At 55.3% G+C, this 24888-nt stretch carries 28 protein-coding genes; 17 read left to right on the top strand and 11 right to left on the bottom strand.

Annotation, left to right across the window (positions count from 1 at the left end; genetic code table 11):
* The coding region (locus BM261_RS10875) for a transposase (RefSeq protein ID WP_143095781.1) at positions 1-278 on the bottom strand (278 nt) is incomplete at its 3' end.
* 84 nt (positions 279-362) lie between these two features.
* Here BM261_RS10875 and BM261_RS12555 point away from each other — a divergent pair.
* The 3 genes from BM261_RS12555 to BM261_RS10890 all read left to right on the top strand — a co-directional run bounded on the left by BM261_RS12555 (position 363) and on the right by BM261_RS10890 (position 2817).
* Positions 363-644, top strand: coding sequence for a hypothetical protein (locus BM261_RS12555; RefSeq protein WP_143095782.1), 282 nt, complete (start codon positions 363-365; stop codon positions 642-644).
* A 139-nt stretch (positions 645-783) separates the two neighbouring features.
* Positions 784-2178 carry an ATP-dependent RNA helicase HrpA gene (hrpA, locus tag BM261_RS10885; RefSeq protein WP_074898218.1) on the top strand — a complete coding sequence of 465 codons (1395 nt, stop codon included), beginning with the start codon at positions 784-786 and terminating at the stop codon, positions 2176-2178.
* A gap of 30 nt (positions 2179-2208) precedes the next feature.
* Positions 2209-2817, top strand: coding sequence for a YcxB family protein (locus BM261_RS10890; RefSeq protein WP_074898221.1), 609 nt, complete (start codon positions 2209-2211; stop codon positions 2815-2817).
* A 158-nt stretch (positions 2818-2975) separates the two neighbouring features.
* On the opposite strand, the gene purH is transcribed toward BM261_RS10890, so the two are convergent.
* The 3 genes from purH to BM261_RS10915 all read right to left on the bottom strand — a co-directional run bounded on the left by purH (position 2976) and on the right by BM261_RS10915 (position 6480).
* Complete coding sequence (gene purH, locus BM261_RS10895; RefSeq protein WP_074898224.1) at positions 2976-4556, bottom strand: bifunctional phosphoribosylaminoimidazolecarboxamide formyltransferase/IMP cyclohydrolase; 1581 nt, start codon at positions 4554-4556, stop codon at positions 2976-2978.
* A 112-nt stretch (positions 4557-4668) separates the two neighbouring features.
* Complete coding sequence (locus tag BM261_RS10900; protein WP_074898227.1) at positions 4669-5148, bottom strand: hypothetical protein; 480 nt, start codon at positions 5146-5148, stop codon at positions 4669-4671.
* Between the two features lie 675 nt (positions 5149-5823).
* Positions 5824-6480, bottom strand: coding sequence for a pyrimidine 5'-nucleotidase (locus BM261_RS10915; RefSeq protein ID WP_074898232.1), 657 nt, complete (start codon positions 6478-6480; stop codon positions 5824-5826).
* 52 nt (positions 6481-6532) lie between these two features.
* On the opposite strand from BM261_RS10915, the gene BM261_RS10920 reads away from it, so the two are divergent.
* Both BM261_RS10920 and pdxA read left to right on the top strand, forming a co-directional pair.
* Positions 6533-7537 carry a thiamine ABC transporter substrate-binding protein gene (locus BM261_RS10920; RefSeq protein ID WP_074898236.1) on the top strand — a complete coding sequence of 335 codons (1005 nt, stop codon included), beginning with the start codon at positions 6533-6535 and terminating at the stop codon, positions 7535-7537.
* Positions 7538-7616: 79 nt separating this feature from the next.
* Positions 7617-8612: a 4-hydroxythreonine-4-phosphate dehydrogenase PdxA gene (gene pdxA / locus BM261_RS10925; protein WP_074898239.1), complete on the top strand. Its 996-nt coding sequence runs from the start codon at positions 7617-7619 to the stop codon at positions 8610-8612.
* 119 nt (positions 8613-8731) lie between these two features.
* On the opposite strand, the gene BM261_RS10930 is transcribed toward pdxA, so the two are convergent.
* Positions 8732-9352, bottom strand: a complete 621-nt coding sequence (locus BM261_RS10930) for a hypothetical protein (RefSeq protein ID WP_074898243.1) — start codon at positions 9350-9352, stop codon at positions 8732-8734.
* Between the two features lie 124 nt (positions 9353-9476).
* Positions 9477-10043, bottom strand: a complete 567-nt coding sequence (locus BM261_RS10935) for a TMEM165/GDT1 family protein (protein ID WP_074898246.1) — start codon at positions 10041-10043, stop codon at positions 9477-9479.
* A 292-nt stretch (positions 10044-10335) separates the two neighbouring features.
* Between BM261_RS10935 and BM261_RS10940 the strand changes: the two genes are divergently transcribed.
* The 3 genes from BM261_RS10940 to BM261_RS12560 are packed head-to-tail and all read left to right on the top strand — an operon-like array spanning position 10336 to position 11762.
* Complete coding sequence (locus tag BM261_RS10940) at positions 10336-10926, top strand: YdcF family protein (protein ID WP_074898248.1); 591 nt, start codon at positions 10336-10338, stop codon at positions 10924-10926.
* A 57-nt stretch (positions 10927-10983) separates the two neighbouring features.
* A complete protein-coding gene (locus BM261_RS10945; RefSeq protein WP_074898251.1) occupies positions 10984-11559 on the top strand; it encodes a UbiX family flavin prenyltransferase in 576 nt (191 codons plus the stop codon).
* Positions 11556-11762, top strand: coding sequence for a hypothetical protein (locus tag BM261_RS12560; protein WP_143095783.1), 207 nt, complete (start codon positions 11556-11558; stop codon positions 11760-11762). The genes BM261_RS10945 and BM261_RS12560 overlap by 4 nt, the downstream gene beginning before the upstream one ends.
* 259 nt (positions 11763-12021) lie before the next feature.
* Here the strand turns inward: BM261_RS12560 and tsf are convergent, their stop codons facing one another.
* The 3 genes from tsf to BM261_RS10960 all read right to left on the bottom strand — a co-directional run bounded on the left by tsf (position 12022) and on the right by BM261_RS10960 (position 14023).
* Positions 12022-12876 (bottom strand): translation elongation factor Ts, encoded by an 855-nt coding sequence (gene tsf, locus BM261_RS10950; RefSeq protein WP_041961217.1) that lies wholly within the window; start codon positions 12874-12876, stop codon positions 12022-12024.
* 70 nt (positions 12877-12946) lie between these two features.
* Positions 12947-13678: a 30S ribosomal protein S2 gene (rpsB, locus tag BM261_RS10955; RefSeq protein ID WP_049252426.1), complete on the bottom strand. Its 732-nt coding sequence runs from the start codon at positions 13676-13678 to the stop codon at positions 12947-12949.
* Positions 13679-13819: 141 nt separating this feature from the next.
* Positions 13820-14023: a hypothetical protein gene (locus tag BM261_RS10960; protein ID WP_003775558.1), complete on the bottom strand. Its 204-nt coding sequence runs from the start codon at positions 14021-14023 to the stop codon at positions 13820-13822.
* A gap of 127 nt (positions 14024-14150) precedes the next feature.
* On the opposite strand from BM261_RS10960, the gene BM261_RS10965 reads away from it, so the two are divergent.
* Entirely contained in the window at positions 14151-14681 is a 531-nt protein-coding gene (locus BM261_RS10965) for an inorganic diphosphatase (RefSeq protein ID WP_049248112.1), read from the top strand.
* 59 nt (positions 14682-14740) lie between these two features.
* Positions 14741-15331, top strand: coding sequence for a 5-formyltetrahydrofolate cyclo-ligase (locus tag BM261_RS10970; protein ID WP_074898254.1), 591 nt, complete (start codon positions 14741-14743; stop codon positions 15329-15331).
* Positions 15332-15446: 115 nt separating this feature from the next.
* On the opposite strand, the gene BM261_RS10975 is transcribed toward BM261_RS10970, so the two are convergent.
* Together BM261_RS10975 and BM261_RS10980 are read right to left on the bottom strand one after the other, a co-directional pair.
* Positions 15447-16679 (bottom strand): PilT/PilU family type 4a pilus ATPase, encoded by a 1233-nt coding sequence (locus BM261_RS10975; RefSeq protein ID WP_049248114.1) that lies wholly within the window; start codon positions 16677-16679, stop codon positions 15447-15449.
* A gap of 20 nt (positions 16680-16699) precedes the next feature.
* Positions 16700-17737 carry a type IV pilus twitching motility protein PilT gene (locus BM261_RS10980; RefSeq protein WP_049254614.1) on the bottom strand — a complete coding sequence of 346 codons (1038 nt, stop codon included), beginning with the start codon at positions 17735-17737 and terminating at the stop codon, positions 16700-16702.
* Positions 17738-17866: 129 nt separating this feature from the next.
* Here BM261_RS10980 and BM261_RS10985 point away from each other — a divergent pair, with 129 nt between their 5' ends.
* From BM261_RS10985 to BM261_RS11015, 7 genes are all read left to right on the top strand, one after another.
* The gene (locus BM261_RS10985; protein WP_074898257.1) at positions 17867-18562 is read left to right on the top strand and encodes a YggS family pyridoxal phosphate-dependent enzyme; all 696 of its coding nucleotides are present in this window, start codon (positions 17867-17869) and stop codon (positions 18560-18562) included.
* A 71-nt stretch (positions 18563-18633) separates the two neighbouring features.
* Positions 18634-19431: a pyrroline-5-carboxylate reductase gene (gene proC / locus BM261_RS10990; RefSeq protein WP_074898260.1), complete on the top strand. Its 798-nt coding sequence runs from the start codon at positions 18634-18636 to the stop codon at positions 19429-19431.
* Between the two features lies 1 nt (position 19432).
* Positions 19433-19984, top strand: a complete 552-nt coding sequence (locus BM261_RS10995; protein WP_074898262.1) for a YggT family protein — start codon at positions 19433-19435, stop codon at positions 19982-19984.
* 227 nt (positions 19985-20211) lie between these two features.
* Positions 20212-20628 carry an RNA polymerase-binding protein DksA gene (dksA, locus tag BM261_RS11000; RefSeq protein WP_003775676.1) on the top strand — a complete coding sequence of 139 codons (417 nt, stop codon included), beginning with the start codon at positions 20212-20214 and terminating at the stop codon, positions 20626-20628.
* Between the two features lie 76 nt (positions 20629-20704).
* Entirely contained in the window at positions 20705-22549 is a 1845-nt protein-coding gene (locus BM261_RS11005; RefSeq protein ID WP_074898264.1) for a ribonuclease catalytic domain-containing protein, read from the top strand.
* Between the two features lie 116 nt (positions 22550-22665).
* A complete protein-coding gene (locus BM261_RS11010; RefSeq protein WP_074898267.1) occupies positions 22666-22992 on the top strand; it encodes an FKBP-type peptidyl-prolyl cis-trans isomerase in 327 nt (108 codons plus the stop codon).
* Positions 22993-23337: 345 nt separating this feature from the next.
* Positions 23338-24837: a DASS family sodium-coupled anion symporter gene (locus tag BM261_RS11015; protein WP_082155892.1), complete on the top strand. Its 1500-nt coding sequence runs from the start codon at positions 23338-23340 to the stop codon at positions 24835-24837.
* Positions 24838-24888: the final 51 nt, after the last annotated feature.

Below are 24888 nucleotides of genomic sequence, written 5' to 3' on the forward strand. Positions count from 1 at the left end.
AAACGGCAAAACAGGTTGAAATCGATGCGGGTGATGAGGCTGTGTTCGAGTTCGGGATCGGAGAGGCTGTGCCATTGGCCGAGCAGGACGGCTTTGAACATAGACAACAGGGAATAGGCGGGACGGCCGCGGTGGTCTCTAAGGTAACGGGTTCTTTGACGATTCAGGTATTGCTCGATCGGTTGCCAATCAATCACCTGATCCAACTTCAATAGTGGGAAGCGGTCGATGTGTTTGGCAATCATGGCTTGTGCGGTTTGTTGGAAGAAGGTGCTCATGAGAAATCCCCTAAATGTCTTGGTGGGAATTTAGGGGATTTGGGGGGGATTTTGCAAAGGTCTCAGAACAGGAGATTATTTAAATTGGACACACAGGAAAAACTCAAACACATCGGCATGTTGGCTGCCATTTGGTTGGTCATTTACATCCTATGGAAAGCCACGGCCAATTCCGGCGGCATGATGTCATACATCATTACACAGCTGAGTATGTTTACTATTTTTTGGAGTATTTTTGCCGCCATATATTCCTTGATTTCAGTGATGCAAACACTGGCCGGTAAACCCAGCCCGGCATGGAAAATAATCCTGCTGCCCACACTTGGCCTGTGGTTGTTCCTCTGCGCCCATTCCTACCTTTTTTAGTTAGCCCTCCTTAGGCCTCAACGTACATCTGAAAAGCTGACGGCCTTTTTTAATCTGATCAAACAGGCCGTCTGAAAACTTTTCAGACGGCCTGTTTGCTATAATTCCGCTTTATCTTCATCCATCACGCACACCAATCATGCCCCATCCCGATTTCTCCCAAACCCTCTCCAAAGACCGCCACTTCCTGCAATCCGCCTTCAAAAATCCCAACAAATACGGCGGCTTGTCCAAAGTCGAAGAAAAATACCGAAAATCGCACGAAATCTTTTTGAAGCGTTTGGCCGCCTTGCCCAAACCCGAGTTCGACAACACCCTGCCCGTTCACGAGAAGCTCGAAGAAATCAAAAAAGCCATTGCCGAAAATCAGGTAACGATTATTTGCGGCGAAACCGGTTCGGGCAAAACCACACAGTTGCCCAAGATTTGTTTGGAACTCGGACGCGGAGCGGCGGGGCTGATCGGGCATACCCAGCCGCGCCGTTTGGCCGCGCGCTCGGTGGCGGAGCGGATTGCCGAAGAGCTGAAATCGGAAATCGGCAGCGCGGTGGGCTATAGGGTGCGCTTCACCGACCACACCTCGCGCGATGCCTGCGTCAAGCTGATGACCGACGGCATCCTGCTGGCGGAAACACAGACCGACCGTTATCTCGCCGCCTACGACACGATTATCATCGACGAAGCGCACGAACGCAGCCTGAACATCGACTTCCTGCTGGGCTACCTGAAACAGCTCCTGCCGCGCCGCCCCGATTTGAAAGTCATCATCACCTCGGCCACGATAGACGCAGAACGCTTTTCCCAACACTTCAACGGCGCGCCTGTACTGGAAGTGAGCGGGCGCACCTATCCCGTCGAAATCCTCTACCGCCCGCTGACCAGCAAAGACGAAGACGACGCGGAAGTGGAGCTGACCGACGCGATTGTCGATGCGGCGGACGAATTGGCGCGACACGGCGAAGGCGATATTTTGGTGTTCCTGCCGGGCGAACGCGAAATCCGCGAAGCCGCCGAAGCCCTGCGCAAATCCACGCTGCGCCGCAACGACGAAATCCTGCCCCTGTTCGCACGCCTGTCGCACGCCGAGCAGCACAAAATTTTCCACCCTTCAGGCGCGAAACGCCGCATCGTGTTAGCAACCAACGTCGCCGAAACCTCGCTCACCGTGCCGGGCATCAAATACGTCATCGACACCGGCCTGGCGCGCGTCAAACGCTATTCCGCACGGGCGAAAGTGGAGCAGCTTCATGTCGAAAAAATATCCCAAGCCGCCGCCCGCCAACGCTCCGGCCGCTGCGGACGCGTCTCCGCAGGCGTATGTATCCGACTGTTTTCAGAAGAAGATTTCAACAGCCGCACCGAATTCACCGACCCCGAAATCATCCGCAGCAACCTGGCCGCCGTCATCCTGCGCATGGCATCGCTGAACTTGGGCGACGTGGCGGCATTCCCGTTTTTGGAAATGCCTGACTCGCGGTATATCAATGACGGGTTTCAGGTGTTGTTGGAATTAGGGGCGGTGGAGGCCGTCTGAAAAGTGTTTGATGATGTTTTAGGAGCTACAATGAAAATCCACTATCAATTGACAGCAGCAGAATTCAGCAAAGGCTCTTCCGACGGGCAAATACTCTTTATCAAGAAACAAAAGAAAGTGCCCGTCCTGCGTTGGGTAATAACCATCCTTCTGATTGCCTTCTATTCAATTTTTTTCGTTTTATTCTACAAGCAGCATAGCCTGGTTTTAAATTTATTGGCTGCGCTTGCCAATGGTTCATACGATTTTTCTGGCTATGGCGGTTATGAATATTTCCGCTTCGGCATTACATTTACTTTTTGGGGATTCGTCGTTGCTGGACTTATTTTACTCGGACGGTTTTCTTTCCTGAGAGCTTCCCGAGGCATTTTTTCATTCGATAAGCTGTATCAGGATAAATCGCCGCTATTTTCCCAAAATACAGTGGAACTTCGCGATAACGGTATTTATCACGAGACAGAAGCCTTCCAAAGTTTGCACTTCTACAAACATATTTGCAGCGTGGAAGAAACAAAGGATTGGATTTTCATTTTTCTAGAAAAAAGTATTTTCAAATTCCTGCCCAAAAGTGCATTTCAAGATACACAACAAATACAGCACTTTATCAATCAGATTAAAGAAAATATAAACAAAAAATAAATCTTTATTGAGTCTCTATTCAGCATCAAAAGCAGACTGATTGCCTGAAAATAAAAGGGGCTGTCCCAGATAACCAGGACAGCCCCGAAATTTAAACTTCAGCGCAGTTTCAATCCGCCTGTTCTTCTTTTCAGACGGCCTTTCTATGCCTTTCCGAATCAATGCCTAAAATGGCGCACGCCCGTTACTACCATCGCAATACCGTGTTCGTCCGCCGCGTCGAAGACTTCCTGATCGCGCATCGAGCCTGCGGGGTGGATGATGGCTTTGATGCCTTGCTCGGCAATCACGTCCACGCCGTCGCGGAAGGGGAAGAAAGCGTCGGAGGCGGCACACGCGCCGTTTAAGTCTAGACCTGCGTCCTGCGCTTTGCGGGCGGCGATGCGGGTGCTGTCCACGCGGCTCATTTGGCCTGCGCCGATGCCGTAGGTTTGGCCGCCTTTGCCGAATACGATGGCGTTGGATTTGACGTATTTGGCGACGTTCCAGACAAACAGCAAATCGTTCCACTCCTGCTCGGTCGGTTGGCGTTTGGAGACGACTTTCAAATCGGCGCGGCTGATGCTGTGGATGTCAGGCGTTTGTACCAACAGTCCGCCGCCGACGCGTTTGAGTTCAAAGCGGTTCGCGCCTGCTTCCAAAGGCACTTCCAACACGCGCACGTTTTTCTTGGCGGCGGCGATTTCGAGTGCTTCGGCGGTGAACTTCGGCGCCATCAAGACTTCCATAAATTGGTTGTCGGTAATTTGTTGCACGGTTGCGCCGTCTACTTCACGGTTGAAGGCGATGATGCCGCCGAACGCGCTGGTGGTGTCGGTGGCGTAGGCGAGTTTGTAGGCGGTCAATGTATCGGCTGCAACGGCGACGCCGCACGGATTGGCGTGTTTCACAATCACGCAGGCGGGCGCATCGAAGGATTTGACGGCTTCCCAAGCGGCATCGGCATCGGCGATGTTGTTGTACGACAATTCTTTGCCTTGCAGTTGTTTGTAGGCGGCGAGGCTGCCTGCGGCGGGGTACACATCGCGGTAGAACGCGGCGCGTTGGTGCGGGTTTTCGCCATAGCGCATGTCTTGCACTTTAATCCAGCTTTGGTTGAACTGGCTGGGGAATTCGCCGATTTCGGGCGTGCCGCTCAAGACGTCGTCTGAAAGCGAGGTCAGGTAGTTGGAAATCATGCCGTCGTATTGGGCGGTGTGGCTGAACGCTTTGCGCGACAGGTTGAAGCGGGTTTTGTCGCTCAATGCGCCGCCGTTGGCTTCCATTTCGGCGGCGATGGCGGGGAAGTCGGCGGTGTCGGTAACGATGGCGACGTGTTTCCAGTTTTTCGCGGCGGAGCGCACCATAGTCGGGCCGCCGATATCGATGTTTTCAATCGCGTCTTCCAGCGTGCAGTTTGGTTTGGCGATGGTGGCGGCGAAGGGGTAAAGGTTGACGCAAACGAGGTCGATGTTGCCGATGCCGTGTTCTTCCATCTTGGCGACGTGTTCGCCCAAATCACGCCGACCCAAAATACCGCCGTGGATTTTCGGATGCAGCGTTTTCACGCGACCGTCGAGCATTTCGGGGAAACCGGTATAGTCGGCGACTTCAATCACGGGAACGCCCGCATCGGCAAGCAGCTTCGCCGTGCCGCCGGTGGAGAGGATTTCGACACCGAGTTTGTGCAGGGTTTGGGCAAATTCGACTGCGCCGTTTTTGTCGGACAGGCTGATCAGGGCGCGTTTGATGGAAGGCATGGGGATTCCTTTTTTTGAAGGTTTAATCGATACACGCTGCTAGCGCAAAAATGAAACAAAATTTGATGAGATGTTTAGCTCCGATGGCGTTCTCTTGGGCAATTCAATAAATTTATACCTTGCGGCAAGCAATATCTTGTCTATCACCCTGCATACGGACGCTTAGGCTGTCATTCCCGATTTTTTTAACCTGCATTTGCCATTTATCTGATTTACCAATGTCGTTTCTCATCTGGGCAAACATTTCCTTATCCACTTTACGCCACGGGATGGTGCGAATTTTAGCTGTGCTATGTTGTCTTTGAACATCGGTGGTTTTAACGTTCAAACCAATTTTTTCTCCATTCAACGTCCAAGTGCCATCTGTAAACACCCGATAAACTAGGGTTTCATCATCAGGTGAAGGAATATTCAAATCCACAATCACGCTTACTTTTTGCTCACTGCCAAAAGTAAACGTCATCGGCGTTTTATTAGTGGCAGCGCACTGCCATTTACCGAGCAGTTGCGCTTCTTGAACAACAACAGGTTTTGCCAACACAGGCGCAGCAGCAAAGGCAGCAAGAAGAAAAATCAGGTGTTTTTTTTGCATAACAGTTTCTTTCTATAAAATCGGGAGTGAATAAGCTACTTTCTTAGTTTTCCAACTGCCTTATACAAGTTTGAAGACACTGGCGGTCAGTTTGACAGAATACGTCTTCAATCTTGGCAAAACATTATGGGATGAATTTTCAGGGCGGTATTATCCTCTAGTTTCAGCTTTTTGGCTGCAGTTTTCAAACGACCTTTACTGCTTGAAAGCCTATTTCCTTGCCGTTTTCAATCAGTCTTTCACAAGGATTCCGTTTTCAATACGGAATGCGCGGTTTTAAGCGTTTTTCGACAGAAATCAACCTGCCTCAATGTTGAACATTGAGCGGATAGCTTTTTGGCGCAACGTGCGTCTTGCCGTTGAAAGGAATCACATACTTCTGATTTTTATAACGCTTTCTACCATCCACCCCCTTCACCGTTACGCTTAATACCCATACACCTGAGGCTGAAGGACGGTTTTTATCAAAAGCAATTTTTGCATCGATGCTGGTATAGCAATCTTCACAATCACGTTTCTCCGCCCTTTGTATTCATCACAATTGCCATAATAGCGGAAGATGTTTCGGCGCATATTATCGGCCTTTTTCGGCGTTTATGCAGCATGATAGAACAGGAAATGTTTACAATTTTGCAAAAAGCCGTCTGAAAAACATATAAACCGAGAAACGGTTTTTCAGACGGCCTCTTGCGCCCATGCGGCCAGCGCAGCCATATCGGGTGCGGCGCAATCGACGAAGGGCAAGAGATGGCTGCCGCTGCCGAACCAAACGGTTTTCATGCCCAGCTTTTTTGCGGCGGCGAGATTGTCGGCGGAATCGTCCACCATCACGCAGTCGGCCGGGTCGGCCTTCATGGCGGCGCATACGGTGAGGTAGGCCGCTTCGGCGGGTTTGTAGAGCAGGCCGAAATCGTCCGTGCCGAACAATGCGTCGAAGCAGTCGGACAAACCCAGTTCGGCCGCCAAGCCGCGCACATAAAACGACGGTGCGTTGGAAAATACGGCTTTACGCCCTTTCAGACGGCCTAGAACGTCTGCCGTGCCTTGCACGGGGCGGACTTTCGGCAGGATTTCGTCCATCGGGTGGCTGTGGCGCAGGAAGTCGGCGATGTCAGTTTCGGGATGGTGCAGCCGCAGCCCGGCCAACGTCGCGCCGTAGCGGTGCCAATAGTCGCGGCGCAGGTGGTCGGCTTCCGATTCGGTCAGCTTCAAATGCCGCATCAGGTAAGCGGTCATGCGGCGGTTGATCAGGTAGAAAATGCCTTCGTCGGCATGATGCAGCGTATTATCCAAGTCAAACAGCCAGACAGTTGTTTTCGGCTCTTTATTCATATCGTTTTCGGCGGTATCATTACCGCGATTATAGCCAAAGGGAGATTATGGTATGAAACGGATTTTACTTGCGGTGGCAACAGCCGCCCTTTTGATGCCTGCCGTACAGGCGCAGACGGAAGTCCGGCTGGCGGTGCACAAATCGTTCAGCCTGCCGAAAGACGCGTTTGCCGCCTTCGAGCGCGCCAACGATGCCAAAGTATCGGTGATTAAGGCGGGCAGCGGCAACGAATTGGTGAACAAGCTGGTATTGAGCCGCGCACAGCCGATTGCCGACGCGGTGTACGGCCTGGACAACACCACCGTGCTGAAAGCGAAAGAAGGCGGCATCCTCGCCGCCGCCCAACCGCCCTCGGCAGCCGTAACCGCCGCCCTGCCCCATGCGGCGGCGGTGGACACGGGCTACATTGCCGTCAACTACGACAAAGCCTGGTTTGCCAAAAACAAACTGCCCCTGCCGCAGAGCCTCGAAGATTTGGCCAAACCGCAATATAAAGACCTGCTGGCCATGCCCAATCCCGGACTGTCCAGCACAGGTTTAGGCTTCCTGTTGGCCAACATCCAAGGCATGGGTGAGAAGCAGGCTTTCGACTGGTGGGCGAAAATGCGCGCCAACGGCGTGAAGGTAACAAAAGACTGGAGCGAAGCCTACTACACCGAATTCAGCCGCAACGGCGGCTCGCGCCCGCTGGTGGTGGGTTATGCTTCCAGCCCGGCGGCCGAAGTGCATTACGGCAAGGGCAAATTCGATACCCCGCCCACCGGCGTATTGTTCCTGAAAGGCGGCGTATTCCGCCAAGTGGAAGGCGCGGCGGTGCTCAACGGAGCGAAACAGCCCGCCTTGGCGGCCAAACTGGTGCAATACCTGCAAAGCGCGCCGGTGCAGAAAGCGGTACCGACCGAAATGTGGGTTTACCCCGCCGTGAAAAACACGCCGCTGCCCGACGTGTTCAAACACGCCCGCGCGCCGCAGCACAGCGACAACCCGTCTGAAGCGGCCATCGCGAAAAACCAACGCCGCTGGGTCAGCCAATGGATACGGGTAGTATTGAAATAAAATAACCGCCGCAGCGAACAGGCCGTCTGAAAATCCGAAAACGGGGTTTCAGACGGCCTCAACCCATCAAGGAACCATCATGCCCCTTCCCGTTATCGCCGTAACCGGCGGCGAACCTGCCGGCATCGGCGCCGACATCTGCCTCGACCTTGCCGCCGCCAAACTGCCCTGTCGCCCCGTCGTCCTCGCCGACATCGGCCTGCTCCGCCAACGTGCGGCGCAGTTGGGCAAAACCGTCGCCCTGCGCGACTTTTCCTCCAATCTCCCGCCGCAGCCCGGCACGCTCGACGTTTGGCACATCCCGCTGGCCGCCCCGTGCGAGGCAGGCCGTCTGAACGCCGCCAACTCGCCCTATGTGCTGCAACTGCTCGACACCGCCTATCAAGGCATTCAAAACGGTATGTTTGCCGCCATGACCACCGCCCCCCTGCACAAGGGCATCATCAACGACGCGGGCGCGGGCGGCGGATTTTTCAGCGGCCACACCGAATATCTGGCCGAAAAAAGCGGCACGCCCCGCGTCGTCATGATGCTGGCGGGCGGCGGCCTGCGCGTGGCATTGGCCACCACCCACCTGCCGCTGAAAGACGTGGCCGCCGCAATTACCCGCGAAAGCCTGCTGGAAACCGCCCGCATCCTGCACCGCGATTTACAGCACAAATTCGGCCTTGCGCACCCGCGCATCCTGGTTGCCGGCCTCAACCCGCACGCGGGCGAAGGCGGCCATTTGGGGCATGAGGAAAACGACGTCATCATCCCCGCGCTGGAAGAGATGCGCGCCGCCGGACTGGACATCCGAGGGCCGTATCCGGCCGACACGCTGTTTCAGCCGTTTATGCTCAAAGATGCCGATGCCGTGCTGGCGATGTATCACGACCAAGGCCTGCCGGTGTTGAAATACGCATCCTTCGGCCAAGGGGTGAACATCACGCTCGGCCTGCCCTTCATCCGCACTTCGGTAGACCACGGCACGGCCCTCGATTTGGCCGGCACGGGCCGCGCCGACAGCGGCAGCCTGATGGCGGCCGTTCGGACGGCCTGCGAAATGGCGGCTGCCGGCTTGGCAGGGGATTAAGCTGCCCCGATACCGCCTTATATCCGTTTGAAGCAAAGGCTTGCCCGCCAATGAAAAGGCCGTCTGAAAAACCGATTTTCAGGTTTTCAGACGGCCTTTTCCATGGATTGCCATCGGATTCAGCGTTTCATCTCCCGCTCGATGGCGCGGATGTTGGCTTCGCGGTCGGCCACCGCTTGTTTCAGCGCACCAATGTCGCCGCCTTTTTGCCGCGTCAGTTCGAGTTGGCCGCGCGTGCGGGCAAGGGCGGCGCGTTCGTTGTCGATTTCCTTTTGCAGGATTTGGTTGCGGCTGAGCTTGGGCTTGGACGGTGCCGCATTATAGATGGGTGCGGCAGTCCGAATCGGCGCAGGGCCGGCAGGGGCGGTTTTCAGCGGTGCCTTCGGCTGGTTGCGGAGTTTGACTTCCAGCTTGGGGGCGGCACTGTTGGTCGGGCCGTCGCTGACACGCGGCAGGATTTTGATGTCGTCGTAAGTGCCGTAGGTGGCCTCTTCCCAAATTTCGCTGATGTCGTCGCGGTCGGTGTTTTCCACCGCCACATCGGAAGCCGCGCCCGTTTGGGCTTTTTGTTTCGGCCGCTCTTCGCTGATGCCGTCCATTTGCGACTTTTGGCAGCTCGAATTGATTTTCACGCTGGAATAGGCGGCTTTGCCGTCGATTTTGCAGATATAGGTAACGGCCTGCACGGGATGGCAGAAGAATGCCGTGCCGAGCAGAATGCCGAGATAAGGCAGTTTCATGGTTGGATGTGCGTTTTGATAATGGGCGGGATTATAGCGGTCGCCGCGTAAATTTAGGTTTGGACGGTTTAAACACTGCAGCCGCTTTGGCAAACTTTTCAGACGGCCCGGCATCAGGACAAGCCTATGCCGCCACGCCCGCAAGGGTCAGTACGCCGAGAAGGCAGAACAGCAGGCAGGCAGCACGGCGGACGGCGGCGGCAGGTACTTTCGCCATAATTTTTTCGCCCAGATAGGCAACCGGCACGTTGGCCAGCATCAGGCCGAGTACGCTGCCTGACACGACCCATGCCAAATCGTTGTAGCGGGCGGCCAGCAGCACGGTGGCGATTTGCGTTTTATCGCCGATTTCGGCCAGGAAAAACAACACCAGCGTGGCGGCAAACGCGCCGTATTTCAACCAGCGGCCGTTGTCGCCGTCGTCGTCTTTATCGGGTTTCAGCAGCCAGAGGCCGACGGCGATAAAGCTGAGGCCGACAATCCATTTCACCAAAACCGGCGATACCGAGGCGGCCAGCCATACGCCCAACCAGGCCGATACCAGATGATTGAGCAGCGTGGCGGCGAAAATGCCTGCGATTACGGCGTTTTTCTGTGCAAAACGGGCGGCGAGAAACAAAGTGAGCAACTGGGTTTTATCGCCGATTTCGGCAATGAACACCCCGAAGGTTGAAGAAAGGAAGGCTTCCATAATCAGGCTCCGAACCGTGCGGGCAACAAAAAAGACACACCGCCCGTCCCCGCACGGAACAGACGATATGCCTTAAGTCTTGCCAGTCTTCGGTTGGAGAAGATACCCGCACCATGCCGCGATTGCCGGCAAATATGTTGATACGGGTTCCGGCGGCAATTGAAACGCCGCGCGGACGGCTACTCCCTCAAGAGCGGGCGCGATTATAGCCGAATACATACGGCCGGACAATCCGCTGCGGCCCGGCCTTGTGCTATTATGGCCGGCCCGAAACCCGACAAAGGCCGACCCGATGAAACGCCGACTGATACTCTCCGCCATCGTTTTCCTAACCGGCTGGGCGGCCGCGCTGGCACAACTGCATCTTTGGGCACTCAAGGCAGAAAGCAGGCCGTCTGAAAATCCAACGCCCGCCGACATCGCCGTCGTCTTGGGCAACTCGGTAAACCGCAAAGGCGCACCCAATCCCTGCCTGCGTTCGCGGGTGGAGGCGGGAGTCGCCCTATACAGGCAGGGCTTGGCCGGCGGGCTGCTGATGAGCGGCGGTACCGACGGCGACGGCAGCAACGAAGCCGAAGCCATGCGCGATATGGCCGTATCCATGGGCGTGCCTACGGACAAAATCCGCATCGAACCGCGTTCCGAAAGCACTTACGAAAACATCGCCTTCAGCGCGCCCCTGCTGCACGATGCCGAACAAATCATCATTGTCAGCGATGCCTTCCACCTCGCCCGTGCCGAATGGCTGGCCAAACGGCATTGGCTGGGCAAAACCGTCCGCCTTCATGCTTCGGGCTTCTGCGGCGATTCTACGCCGAACTACCTGCGGAAACTGTCGCGCGAAATACTGGCCTGGCTGAAAACCGCCACACTGCACCGTTAAACCCGAAAGGCCGTCTGAAAGGTTTCAGACGGCCTCTAAAACAAAAAAGGAATATTCATGGCAAAACAACGCATCGTCGTCGGCATCAGCGGCGCCAGCGGTTTCCAATACGGCCACACCGCGCTTCGGCTTTTGCGGCAGGTGGCGGATGTGGAAACGCACCTGGTAGTGTCCAAAGGGGCGGAGCTGACAAGGGGGCAGGAAACGGATTTGTGCCGCGAAGAAGTGTACGCGCTGGCCGACGCGGTGTATCCGGTCGGCAACCTGGCCGCCCCGATTGCCAGCGGTTCGTTTCAAACGCTGGGAATGCTGGTCGCCCCCTGCTCGATGCGGACGCTGGCGGCCGTGGCGCAGGGCTGGGGCGACAACCTTTTGACGCGGGCGGCGGATGTCGCCCTGAAAGAGCGGCGGCGGCTGGTGTTGATGGTGCGCGAAACGCCGCTGAATCTGGCACATCTGGACAATATGCGGCGGGTAACGGAAATGGGCGGCATCGTATTCCCGCCCGTCCCCGCCTTTTATCACAGGCCGCAAAGCGTGGACGATATTTTGACCCACAGCGTCGGCCGCGCCTTGGAATTGTTCGGATTGGAAATCCCGAACCTTCCCCATTGGGGAGAGTCATCCGAATGATGGCTGAAAAACAAATGAAATCAGAAGCATCAAATAATTCACACGTCAAAGCAAACAACCCGTTCACACCCGACCGGCAGAAATTCCAAAGTTTGCCGAAACGCTGCGAAAAAAGCGGGAAACTGCAAATTTGTCGGCCTGTTCGGTTATTAAGATGGAAAGATACTGAACGGAAGCCGCAGCAGGCAAGTCAGGCCGTCTGAAAGTATGGATATCAAACTCATGATTTTTGGAACAGCCGCTTGGCCTGAGCATGTCCATACAAAAGTCGGTAACGATACAAACAGCCTGCTTATTGTAAATACGGCTCCGCACAAACCGCCTTGTTCCAAGCAACAGTCGCATGAATAAAGCATTTCTCCTGTTGCCCGGTATTCATGACAACGAACCTCATCTTCGCTACGGCAAGACAAACAAAAACACCCGCTTGAATGCGGGTGTTTTCTATTATGCAAAGCGATATTACACTTTAGCAGCAGCGGCAACTTCGGCTGCGTAGTCGACAGCTTTTTTCTCTATGCCGTCGCCTACTTTGTAGCGTACGAAGCTAACCACTTCGGTGCCGTTTTCTTTAGCGAATTGGGCAACGGTTTGGTCAGGGTTCATGACGAATGCTTGGCCGTTCAGGGTGATTTCGGCCAAGAACTTGCGGATACGGCCTTCCACCATTTTAGCGGCGATGTCGGCAGGTTTGCCGGAAGCGATGGCTTGCTCGGTGTAGATGTGGCGTTCTTTCTCAACGGTTTCGGCATCCACTTCGGCTTCGGTAACGCATTGCGGTTTGGCGGCAACGATGTGCATACCGATTTTACGCGCTACGTCTTCAGAGCCTTTGAACTCAACCAATACGCCTTCGGTAGCCAATGCACCGTGGATGTAGGCAACCAGTTGGTTGGCAGTGTCGATGACTTGGAAGCGGCGGACAGACATGTTCTCGCCCAATTTGGCAATGATGGCTTTGCGTTCTGCTTCAACCAGTTCGCTCAGTTCTTCAACGGTAGCCGGTTTTTTCTCGGCAGCGGTTTTGGCAACGAAGTTGGCGAATTCTACGAAGCCTGCGTCTTTGGCAACGAAGTCGGTTTCGCAGTTTACTTCAACCAATGCTCCGACATTGCCGTTGATGGCATAAGCCAATACGCCTTCGGCAGCGGTACGGCCGGCCAGTTTGCCAGCTTTTGCGCCGGATTTGATGCGCAGGATTTCTTCGGCTTTTTCGAAATTGCCTTCTGCTTCAACCAATGCTTTTTTGCATTCCATCATGCCCAAACCGGTGGCGGCGCGCAGGTCGGCAACCATTTTTGCTGTAATTTCAGCCATGTTTTATCTCCAATTATTAAGGTTTCAGGCCGTCTGAAAGGTTTTCAGACGGCCTGCCGTGCAAACGGGTTTATTCGGCAGCAGCAGCGGCCTGTGCAGCGGCTACGGTTTCGGCCAGAGCTTGGTTTTTACCTTCCAGAACCGCGTCGGCGATGCCTCGGCAGTACAGGCGGATGGCTTTGGCTGAGTCGTCGTTGCCCGGGATAACGTGTTTCACGCCTTCGGGGCTGTTGTTGGTATCGACAACGGCGATAACGGGGATGCCCAGTTTGGCCGCTTCAACCAAAGTGCCGTGCTGATAACCGGTGTCGATGACGAAAATGGCATCAGGCAGGCCTTTCATGTTTTTGATACCGCCCAAAGAGCGTTCCAGTTTTTCCACTTCGCGGGTCATGTCCAGCAATTCTTTTTTGCTGTAACCGCTGGTTTCGGCGTTGGCCAAAACGGCAGTTTTTTCTTCCAAGCGTTTGATGGACTGTTTAACGGTTTTGTAGTTGGTCAGCATGCCGCCCAACCAGCGGTGATCCACATAAGGCATACCAGCGCGCTCGGCTTCTTCGCGGATGATTTCGCGGGCCTGACGTTTGGTGCCGACAAATAGGATGTTGCCTTTGTTGGCAACCAGGCGGCGTACGGCTTCTTGGGCTTCCAAGAACAGCGGCAGGGTTTTTTCCAGGTTGATGATGTGGATTTTGTTGCGCGAACCGAAAATGTATTGGGCCATTTTCGGGTTCCAGAGGCGGGTTTGGTGGCCGAAGTGTACGCCGGCTTCCAGCATTTGACGCATTGTAACTTGAGACATTTGTTTTCCTTTAAAAGGGTTATTGCAGACACCCGCGCAAGAATCCCGTCATGGGACACCCTTTAAGGCGCGAAGTGCGAGCGTTGGGAAAAATAAAAAAATGCTTTTAGAAAAAAGCTGCGGGATTATATAGGGAACGGTTTATTCGGGCAAGGTTCTGTCGTTTTCTTCTTCCTCACGCTTCATTTTTTTGTTGCGCAAACGGATAAAAGCGGCCCAAAACATAAACAGTGTGGGCAAAATGGTAAAAAACGTCAGATAAATCAACTTCCGTGCCAAGCCGGGCTGGGCAATGGAAAACATCAGGGTAACGAAAATATAGCCGATGGCGACGATATGCCACATGGCGGGTTCTTTCTGCAAACGTAAACAGGGGGCGATTATACCGCGCGGCATGAGATTATTCGGCCGTTTTTTCAGACGGCCTGCTATAATCGGCCGCTTTGCAAACCCGATTGAAAAGGACGATAAAATGGCTGACTTCAACCAGATTCTCGATGCAGGCGATGTAGACGGCGGCATCATCAACGTGGTGGTCGAAATCCCCGCAGGCTCAAACCACAAAATCGAATGGAACCGCAAACTGGCCGTGATGCAGCTTGACCGCGTCGAGCCTTTGGCCTTTGCCAAACCGACCAACTACGGCTTCATCCCGCAGACGCTGGACGAAGACGGCGACGAGTTGGACGCGCTCATCATCACCGACACCCCGCTGCCGACCGGCATTTTCCTCGAAGCCAAAGTTATCGGCGTGATGAAATTTGTCGATGACGGCGAAGTGGACGACAAAATCGTGGTCGTTCCCGCCGACGACCGCCACACCGGCAACGCTTACAACAGTTTGGCTGACCTGCCGCAGCAGCTGATCAAGCAGATCGAGTTCCACTTCAACCACTACAAAGACCTGAAAAAACCGGGCACGACCAAAGTGGAACACTGGGGCGACATTGAAGAAGCCAAAGCCGTCATCCGCGAATCGCAGGCCCGCTGGAAAGCACTGTAACCGTTTCGAGGCCGTCTGAAACTCAGACGGCCTCTTGTTTCATCAACAGGACAGACATCATGGATCAAACCGTCAGACAGCAAAAAAAAGAATTGCGCCGCCTGTTCCGCACTGAGCGCAGCCGCTTGGGGCGGAACGAACGCCGGCGTGCCGAACAGGCCGTCATACGCCGTCTGAAACCGCTGGTCAGACGGGGCAAAAAAATCGCCGCCTACTGGGCAATGGGCAGCGAACTGAACCTCTCCGCCCTCTTTCAGACGGCCTCAGAACGCGGCGCAACCGTTCACCTGCCCTATATCGAACCGGGCAGGAAACGGATGTGGTTCACACCTTATCGCGCAAACGCACAGGCGGAACGCAAACGCGGCCGCAGCCGCCTGCATGTGCCGCAGTTTGCCGGGCGCAAAGTCCGCGCCGACCGGCTTGACGTGATGCTGCTGCCCGTGGTTGCCGCCGACCGGCAGGGTTACAGGCTGGGGCAAAACGGCGGCTATTACGATGCCACACTCTCGCGCTGCCGTTTCGGACGGCCGCTGTGCATCGCCGTCGGTTTTTCCTGCCAGCTTACCGACAACCTACCGCACGAAGCACACGATATGCCGCTGCACGGTTTTGTGTCGGAACGGCATAATTTGCGTTTTACACGGTAGGGCAGATAAATGATTTGAGGCCGTCTGAAAACATTTTCAGACGGCCTCAAATTCAAATTACAACAGCAGGCGGCCTGTCGAAAAAGCAGGCCGCCTATGGATTTGTACAACCAGACTAAATCAGGTTCAAATCGCTAACACGGTCGAAGATGTGCTCGGTTTTATTGCCTTCTTCGTACAACTGGATGCGCAGACGCAAGTCGTTGGCAGAATCGGCCTGGCGGATGGCTTCATCATAGTCGATGGTGCCGGCAACATAAAGGTCGAACAAGTGCTGGTCGAAAGTTTGCATGCCGTCACCCTGGCCGCGAGTCATCAGGTCTTTAATGCCCATCAGATCGCCTTTGAATACCAAGTCTTGCACGGCAGGTGTGTTAATCATCAAATCGACAATAGCCGTACGCCCTTTGCCGCCTTTTTTCACCACAAGACGCTGGCCGATAATGCCCACCAGGTTCATCGCCAAATCAATCAATACCTGTTTATGCCGCTCTTCGGGATACAGGTTCATGATACGTTCGATGGTTTGGTTGGCCGTGGTGGCGTGGATGGTGAAGATACACAGGTGGCCGGTTTGCGCCAGCTGCAGGGCGTATTCCATACTATCTACGGAACGCACCTCACCCACACAGACTACATCCGGCGCCTGACGCATCGCACTTTGCACGGCAATTTCCCAATTCGCGGTATCGATGCCGATTTCGCGTTGGGTGATAATAGAGCGGCGTGGAACGTGCAGGTATTCAATTGGGTCTTCGATGGTGATGATGTGGCCGGCCAGGTTGCGGTTGCGGTGGTCAAGCATGGCCGCCATCGAAGTGGATTTACCCGAACCGGTGGCACCGGCCAAAACCAACAGGCCGCGCTTCTGCATGACCAACTCTTTCAGTTTCAACGGCAGGGCCAAGTCTTCCACAGAAGGGATATCGGTATTGATGCGGCGCATTACCAAGCCGCAGCGGCCTTGCTCGTGATAGGCGTTGACACGGTAACGCACGTTGCCTTTGGATTGGACGGAATAGTTGATTTCCAATTGTTCTGCAAAATCGGCCTGTTGCTGCTCATTCATGGTGGAAGCAACAATTTTTTCCGTATCGATGGCGGTTAATGCAGGCAGCGGTACGGGAATCAAATTACCATCAATTTTAATCGACGGTGGGAAGCCGGAGCTGATAAAAATATCCGAAGCACCACGTTTTTCCGCTTCCTCGCACATTCGTGCTAAAAGTGGGTGCAGATGTTTACCGATTTCTGCCGGACTGCCCTTACTCAAATGCGGATTATCACCGGTAGAGTAATCCGCCACGATTTCGTTTAACAGATTGTTTAAATTTTGTGTTTCGCTCATGATGGTTCTCCGTCCGTGAATTACATAAAGTCGGCGTTTTGTGCTTTGGCGCGGGCGGTCTCTTGGGAGATGACGCCGGTGCGTACCAAGGCCTGCAAAGATTGGTCGAGGGTTTGCATGCCATGCGATTGGCCGGTTTGCAGGGCGGAACCGATTTGGGCGATTTTGTTTTCGCGGATCAGGTTGCGCACGGCAGCGGTGGAAATCAGGATTTCATGGGCAGCAACACGGCCTTGTCCGTCGCGCGTCTTCAGCAAGGTTTGCGAAATGACCGCACGCAGGGATTCGGACAGCATCGAACGCACCATTTCTTTTTCGCCGGCAGGGAATACGTCGACGATACGGTCGACGGTTTTGGCCGCGCCGGTGGTATGCAGCGTACCGAATACCAAGTGGCCGGTTTCGGCGGCGGTCAGTGCGAGGCCGATGGTTTCCGGGTCACGCATCTCGCCCACCAGAATCACGTCCGGGTCTTCACGAAGCGCGGAACGCAGGGCGTTGGCGAAGCTGTGGGTATGTTCATGCAGCTCACGCTGGTTGATCAGACATTTTTTACTTTCGTGCACAAACTCGATCGGGTCTTCGATGGTCAGGATGTGGGATGAATGGGTTTCGTTGATATAGTTGATCATCGCCGCCAGAGTGGTCGATTTGCCTGAACCGGTCGGGCCAGTTACCAACACCAGCCCGCGCGGATTTTCGGAGATTTTTTGGAAAATGCGCGGGGCTTTCAGTTCTTCCAACGTTAGTACTCTACTCGGAATGGTACGGAATACGGCGGCAGGGCCGCGGTTGGTGTTGAACGCGTTCACACGGAAACGGGCCACGTTGGGCAGTTCGAAGGAAAAGTCGGTCTCCAGATTTTGCTGGTAATTTTTACGTTGCAGGTCATTCATCACCGAGGTGATCATGTGGCCGACTTCTTCGGCATTCATTTCGGGCAGGTTGATGCGGCGAACGTCGCCGTGTACGCGGATCATCGGAGGCAGACCGGCAGAGAGGTGTAAGTCGGATGCTTTGTTTTTCACGCCGAACGCGAGTAAGTCGGTAATTTGCATAATGTGGCCTTTGTCTTTTTACGTTACAATTTCTTGCAAAAAATAACATGGTATTTTAAATAAGAATAACGCTTTATTCCATGTAAATCTGCGTATTTTTTAAAAAATCACGAATAACAGGCAGTTAAGATGACAACCCTGCAACAGAATTACCGAAATGTATGTTCGGACATTGCCCGTGCCGCCGCCGAGGCAGGCAGGCCGTCTGAAAGCGTGCGGCTGGTGGCGGTGGGCAAAACCTTCCCCACCGGCGACATCCGTGAAGTGTACGCCGCCGGACAGCGCGATTTCGGCGAAAACTATATTCGGGAATGGTATGAAAAAACCGAGGATTTGGCCGATTTGTCCGACATCGTGTGGCACATCATCGGCGACGTGCAGTCGAATAAAACCAAATTCGTGGCCGAACGCGCCCACTGGGTGCATACCATAGGCCGTCTGAAAACCGCCCGGCGCCTGAGCGCGCAGAGGCCGTCTGAAATGCCGCCGCTACAGGTGTGCATCGAAGTGAACATTGCGGGCGAGGCGGCCAAACACGGTGTCGCGCCGGATGAGGCGGTTGCGCTGGCCTGCGAAGTGGCGAAGTTGCCGAACCTCAAAATGCGCGGGTTGATGTGCGTGGCGAAAGCCGATGCCGGCGAGGCGGAACTGCGCGAAGCATTTGGCCGGATGCGGGTGCTGTTGGCGGAATTGAATGCGGCAGGCGTGGCGGCGGACGTGTTGTCGATGGGCATGTCGGGCGATATGGAGATTGCCGTCGCATGCGGTGCAACCCATGTCCGCATCGGCAGTGCGATTTTCGGCCGACGGGATTACAGCAAATAAATCGTGATGAGGCCGTCTGAAAATGTTTTTCAGACGGCCTCATGAATAGAACAGGATAGGAGGGTTGCAAAATGAACATCTATTTCTTGGGTGGCGGCAATATGGCTGCCGCGATTGCGGGCGGATTGGTCAGGCAGGGCGGCCATCGGGTGCACATTGCCAACCGAGGCAAAGAAAAACGCGAACGTCTGGCAGAGGAGTTGGCCGTGTCCGTATCTGAAAAGCTGCCCGAACTGGCAGCGGACGACGTGCTGGTATTGGCGGTCAAACCGCAGGACATGCAGGCCGCCTGCCAAGGCGTGCAAACCAACGGCGCGCTGGTATTGTCCGTCGCCGCCGGATTGAGTATCGCCACCTTAAGCCGCTATCTGGGCGGAACGCGCCGCATTGTCCGCGTGATGCCGAATACGCCGGGAAAAATCGGTTTTGGGGTGTCGGGGATGTTTGCCGACGACAGTGTTTCCGACCAAGACAAAGCCGTGGCAGACAGCATTATGCGTGCGGTCGGCATCACCGTATGGCTCGACGGCGAAGAGCGGCTGCATGATATTACCGGCATCAGCGGCAGCGGGCCGGCCTATGTGTTTTATCTGCTGGATGCGCTGAAACAGGCGGCCCGACAGCAGGGTTTCGGCGAAAAAGAGGCGCACAGGCTGAGTTTGGCAACCTTCAAAGGAGCCGTCGCGCTGGCCGAGCAGACGGGGGAGGATTTCGCCGTATTGCAGCAAAATGTTACCTCCAAAGGCGGCACCACCCACGAGGCCATCGAAACCTTCAAGGCCGGGCAGGTTGCCGAAACCGTTGTAAAAGGCGTGGCGGCGTGCGTCAACCGTTCGCGGGAGTTGGCCAAACAGTTTGAGGCCGTCTGAAATGTGGGTTCGCGCGGTATTGCTGGCCGCCTGCCTGTTTGCCACCTTGTGCTGGATAAGGTTTCTGCTTCAGGCCGCAAAGCTGCCGCATTCCCATCCGTTATTGCGGCTGTGCCGCCGCGCCACCGACTTCCTAGTTGAACCGCTGCGCCGGGTCGTCCCGCCGCTGCACCGTTGGGACGGTGCCTGCCTGCTGGCCGCCGCGGCCGTCGATTATGCCGCCTGCACCGCCCTGTTATGGCTGAACAACGAAACCTTGTTCTCCGGCGGCAAAGGCTTTGCCGCTGCCTGGCTGTTTGCCGTGCTGGCTTTTTCCGAAGCGGCGGCATACGCCCTGCTCTGCTGCCTGCTCCTCCACGCCCTACGGCAGACGGAAAACGATGCTTTGGCCGACAGCCTAAACCGCATCTGCCGTCCCATATGCCGCCCGTTTTCCGGCCTGCACCTGCCGCGCAAACTTTCTGCCCTGCCGCCGTCGGTGCTGCTGTGGCTCTGGCTGACGCAAGCCCTGCCCACACTGACCGGCAGGCTGAACTTATGGCTGATTTGGTAATGCGGCAACGCCCATGATTAAAAAATGTAATAAAATGAAAAATAAAGGTTAAATCGGCAAATCATGCTATGATGCCGCCTCTCATTTGGCGCGGATGCGGCTGTTTATGACGAAAACCGAAGTCATTACAAGCAATTGGCAGCCGGAAATCCATCTGTACCGAATCCTGCGGCAGCCGATTTTGCGGCGCGGCGATTTCAGACCATAAAACCAAAAGAGGAACCGTTATGGCCAAACTGACCGAACAAGACATCATCAACTGGAACGGCCCGGAAGAGGAATACATGAATGAAGACCAGCTGGCGTTTTTCCGCGAGTTGCTGGTCAAACAACAGGACGAACTGATTGAAAACGCGTCCAACACCGCCACCGAGCTGAAAAAGCACGAAACGGCTCCCGATCCGGCCGACCGCGCCACACAGGAAGAAGAATACGCGCTCGAACTGCGCACCCGCGACCGCGAACGCAAACTGCTGGGTAAAATCCAGGCCACCATCCGCCTGATAGACGAAGGCGAATACGGCTACTGCCAAGACACGGGCGAGCCCATCGGCCTCAAACGCCTGCTGGCACGCCCGACCGCCACCCTGTCCGTTGAAGCGCAGGAACGCCGCGAACGGATGAAAAAACAGTTTGCCGACTGAGTGCCGCCCATTTCCCAGGCCGTCTGAAAAACCTTTTCAGACGGCCTTTATCCCGTTTTAAAGCCCTCCCCCGACCATGAACATATTTTACGAAGAATCCGGCCAATTCAAAGTGGCCGCCGTCATCCAGAAAAACGACTCCACCTATCAGGCCGACACCCAACACGGCAAGCGCACCAAAGTCAAAGCCGCCAACGTTTTTGCCGAGTTTGACGGCGACATGGCCGCCTTTCTCGAAAAAGCGCAAAACGAAGCCGCCGAAATCGACACCGACCTGCTGTGGGAAACCTGCGGCGAAGAAGAATTCACCGCCGCCGCCGCCGCCGAAGAATATTTCGGACACGCCCCGTCCAAAACCGAACTCGCCGCGACACTGATCGCCCTCTACGCCGCGCCGATGTACTTCTACAAAAAAGCCAAAGGCGTCTTCAAAGCCGCGCCGGAAGAAACCCTGAAACAGGCACTGGCCGCCATCGAGCGCAAAAAACAACAGGAAGTCCTGATGGAGGAATGGACAAGCCGTCTGAAAAACGGGGAACTACCACCCGAAATCGCCGCCGACCTGCCGACCATCCTCCACATGCCGGACAAACAGTCGCTGACCTACAAAGCCTTTGCCAAAGCCGCCGACAGCCTGAAACTCTCGTTTTACGAACTGGCGAAGCAAACAGGCGGCATCCAATCCCTGCCGCAATACCTGCTCGACGGCTTCAAACTGCGGCATTTCCCGCGAGATTGCGCCGCACCGCCCGCTCCCGACACCGCCGACCTGCCGCAGGCCGAAGGCATCGCCGCCTTTTCCATCGACGACGACTCCACCACCGAAGTGGACGACGCGCTTTCCGTGCAAAACCTGCCGGACGGCGGCCGCCGAATCGGCATCCACATCGCCGCCCCCGCGCTGGCCGTGCAGCCCGGCGACGCCATGGAAAAAATCATCTTCCAACGCCAAAGCACCGCCTATTTCCCCGGCGGCAAAATCACCATGCTGCCCGACGAATGGGTTGCGGCCTTCAGCCTGGACGAAGGCAAAACACAGCCTGCCGTCAGCATCTATTTCGACGTCGATGCCGAGTGGCGCGCGGGCAAGCCCGAATGCAAAATCGAGCGCGTCGCCATTGCCGACAACCTGCGCATCCAAACCATAGAACCGCACTTCAACCGCGAAACCGGTCTGGAGGGCGGCAACGCCTTCCCGCACCACGACGACTTGGCCTGGTTCTACCGCCTGGCCGTCGAATTGCAAAAACAGCGCGGCAAATACGAACCCGACCGGCCGCCGCAATACGACTACGGCATCGAACTGCTTTCAGACGGCCAAGTGCAAATTAGCAGGCGCGAACGCGGCTCGCCCATCGACACACTGGTGAGCGAAATGATGATTCTGGCCAACAGCACCTGGGCGGAAATGCTGCACGACAACGGCCTGCCCGCCCTGTTCCGCGTCCAGCCGGCTTTGGGCAAAGTGCGGATGAGCACCAAATCCGAACCGCACATCGGCATGGGCGTGCAGCACTACGGCTGGTTTACCTCGCCCCTGCGCCGCGCCGCCGACTATGTCAATCAAAAACAACTCATCAGCCTGATCGACCCCGCCACCGAAGCCCGCTTTAAAAACGGCGATCCCGGCCTGTTTGCCGAAGTCGGCAACTTCGAAGCCGCCTACACCGCCTATCAGGATTTCCAACGCGACTTGGAAAGCTATTGGAGCCTCGTCTGGCTGGAGCAGCAAAACGTCGTTGAAACGCAGGCGCAAATCTTGAAAGAAGACCTTGTCCGTATTGACGGCCTGCCGCTGGTCGTCCGCGCGACCGGCATCCCGCCCGAACTGCCGCCGCGCACCACGGTCAAACTCAAAATTGCCGAAATCGACAGCGAAAAACGCTTTATCGCCCTCTCCTACCTGAACGCCGTCGTCTGACGCAAAAAGGCCGTCTGAAAAAGCACCAACGCTTTGCCGGACGGCTTTCATTCGGCAAAACCTGTTTTCAGACGGCCTGAAAGCCTTATTTTCCCACTGACAAGAAAGGAAGCATCATGACCCTGATTATTGAAGATATTGAAACCGGCAGCGGTAAAACCGCCGAGAAAGGCAAGGAAATCACCGTGCATTACAGCGGCTACCTGACCGACGGCACCAAATTCGATTCCAGCCTCGACCGCCACCAGCCGCTGACCATCACGCTGGGCGTCGGACAAGTGATACGCGGCTGGGACGAAGGCTTCGGCGGCATGCGCGAAGGCGGCAAACGCAAACTGACCATTCCGCCGGAAATGGGCTACGGCGCACGCGGCGCAGGTGGTGTGATTCCGCCGAACGCCACGCTGGTGTTTGAAGTGGAACTGCTGAAAGTACACGACTGATTGCACCGCATCCATAGGCAAGAGGCCGTCTGAAAACAGGGATTTTTTCGCCAATCCCGTTTTCAGACGGCCTTTTTGCCAAACGGAACTTTTACCCCGAATAAATCACGAATCAGCTTGAAACCGACGCATCATCCATTCCGCCATGCCGTTTTATTTAGATTTCAACCCGCGTCTTCCGTGCATGTAATAAAGTTTAATAAATCTGCCATATTGGCGGCCGCAATCGGTTTTTAGGTAGTTATTGAGAAATATAATCGTAGTTTACTTACAAATGATGCCGGTCGGCGTATAGTAGCGTTGTTTGCTTTCCATATGTTGTCGATTCAGAAAGGAGTGCAGGTTATGAACAAAATCGGTTTCAAACCCATCCCCGCTGCGATTGCGCTGGGCTTAGCATTATTGATTTGGTTCGTCATCCCCGTTCCTGACGGCGTGACGCCGCAGGCTTGGCATTTGTTGGCGATGTTTGTCGGCGTGATTGCGGCGATTATCGGCAAGGCGATGCCGATCGGGGCATTATCGATTATCGCCGTGATGCTGGTGGCGGTAACGCAGGTAACGGTGCCGGAATTGGGCGCGGACGGCAATCCGATTAAAAAACCGGCGGAAATGGCGATTAAGGACGCATTAAGTTCGTTTGCCGACCCGCTGATTTGGCTGATCGGTATTTCGATTATGATTTCGCGCGGGATTTTGAAAACCGGCCTGGGCGCGCGCATCGGCTATTATTTTATTTCGCTGTTCGGCAAGAAAACGCTGGGCATCGGCTACAGCCTGGCCCTGTCGGAGCTGATTCTCGCGCCGGTCACGCCCAGCAACACCGCGCGCGGCGGCGGCATCATCCACCCCGTGATGAAGGCGATTTCGTCCAGCTATGATTCCGACCCCGAAAAAGGAACGCAAGGCCGAATCGGCCGCTATCTGGCTTTGGTGAACTACCACAGCAATCCGATTACTTCGGCGATGTTCATCACCGCCACCGCACCCAATCCGCTGGTGGTCGATTTGATTGCCAAAGCGACGAACAGCGAGATTCATTTGAGCTGGGGCACTTGGGCTTTGGCGATGCTGCTGCCGGGCTTGGTGGCGATGTTCCTGATGCCGCTGGTGCTGTATTTTGTTTATCCGCCTGAAATCAAAGAAACCCCCAACGCGGCGCAGTTTGCCAAAGACCGCCTGAAGGAGCAGGGGCCGATGAACCGCGGCGAGAAAATCATGTTGGCGATTTTTGCAGTGTTGCTGGTTTTGTGGGCGGGCATTCCGGCCATGATTTTCGGCAAGGCTTTCGCCGTCAACCCCACCGCCACCGCCTTTATCGGCCTGTCGCTGCTGCTTTTGTCGGGCGTGCTGACTTGGGATGACGTATTGAAGGAAAAAGGCGCGTGGGATACGGTGGTATGGTTTTCCGCGCTGGTGATGATGGCCTCTTTCTTGAACAAGCTCGGCCTGATCGGCTGGTTTTCGGATATGCTGGGCAATGGCATTAAAAATACCGGCATGGGCTGGGTCGGCGCGTCGGCCTTGCTGCTGCTGATTTATATGTACGCGCACTATATGTTCGCCAGCACCACCGCCCACATCACGGCGATGCTCGGCGCGTTTTATGCCGCAGGGCTGTTTTTGGGTGCGCCGCCAATGGCTTTCGGCCTGATGATTGCCGCCGTATCCAGCCTGATGATGACGCTGACCCACTACGCCACCGGCACCGCGCCCGTTATTTTCGGTTCGGGTTATACGACGCTGGGCGAATGGTGGAAGGCGGGCTTTGTGATGAGCGTGGTAAACCTGCTGGTGTTTGTGGTTGTCGGCGGAATATGGTGGAAGGCTTTGGGTTATTGGTAAGGCCGTCTGAAATCCGCTAAAACCAAAGGCCGGCAGGGGTATTTCTGCCGG

It is taken from the genome of Neisseria elongata subsp. elongata (assembly GCF_900113545.1).
Lineage (GTDB): Bacteria > Pseudomonadota > Gammaproteobacteria > Burkholderiales > Neisseriaceae > Neisseria > Neisseria elongata.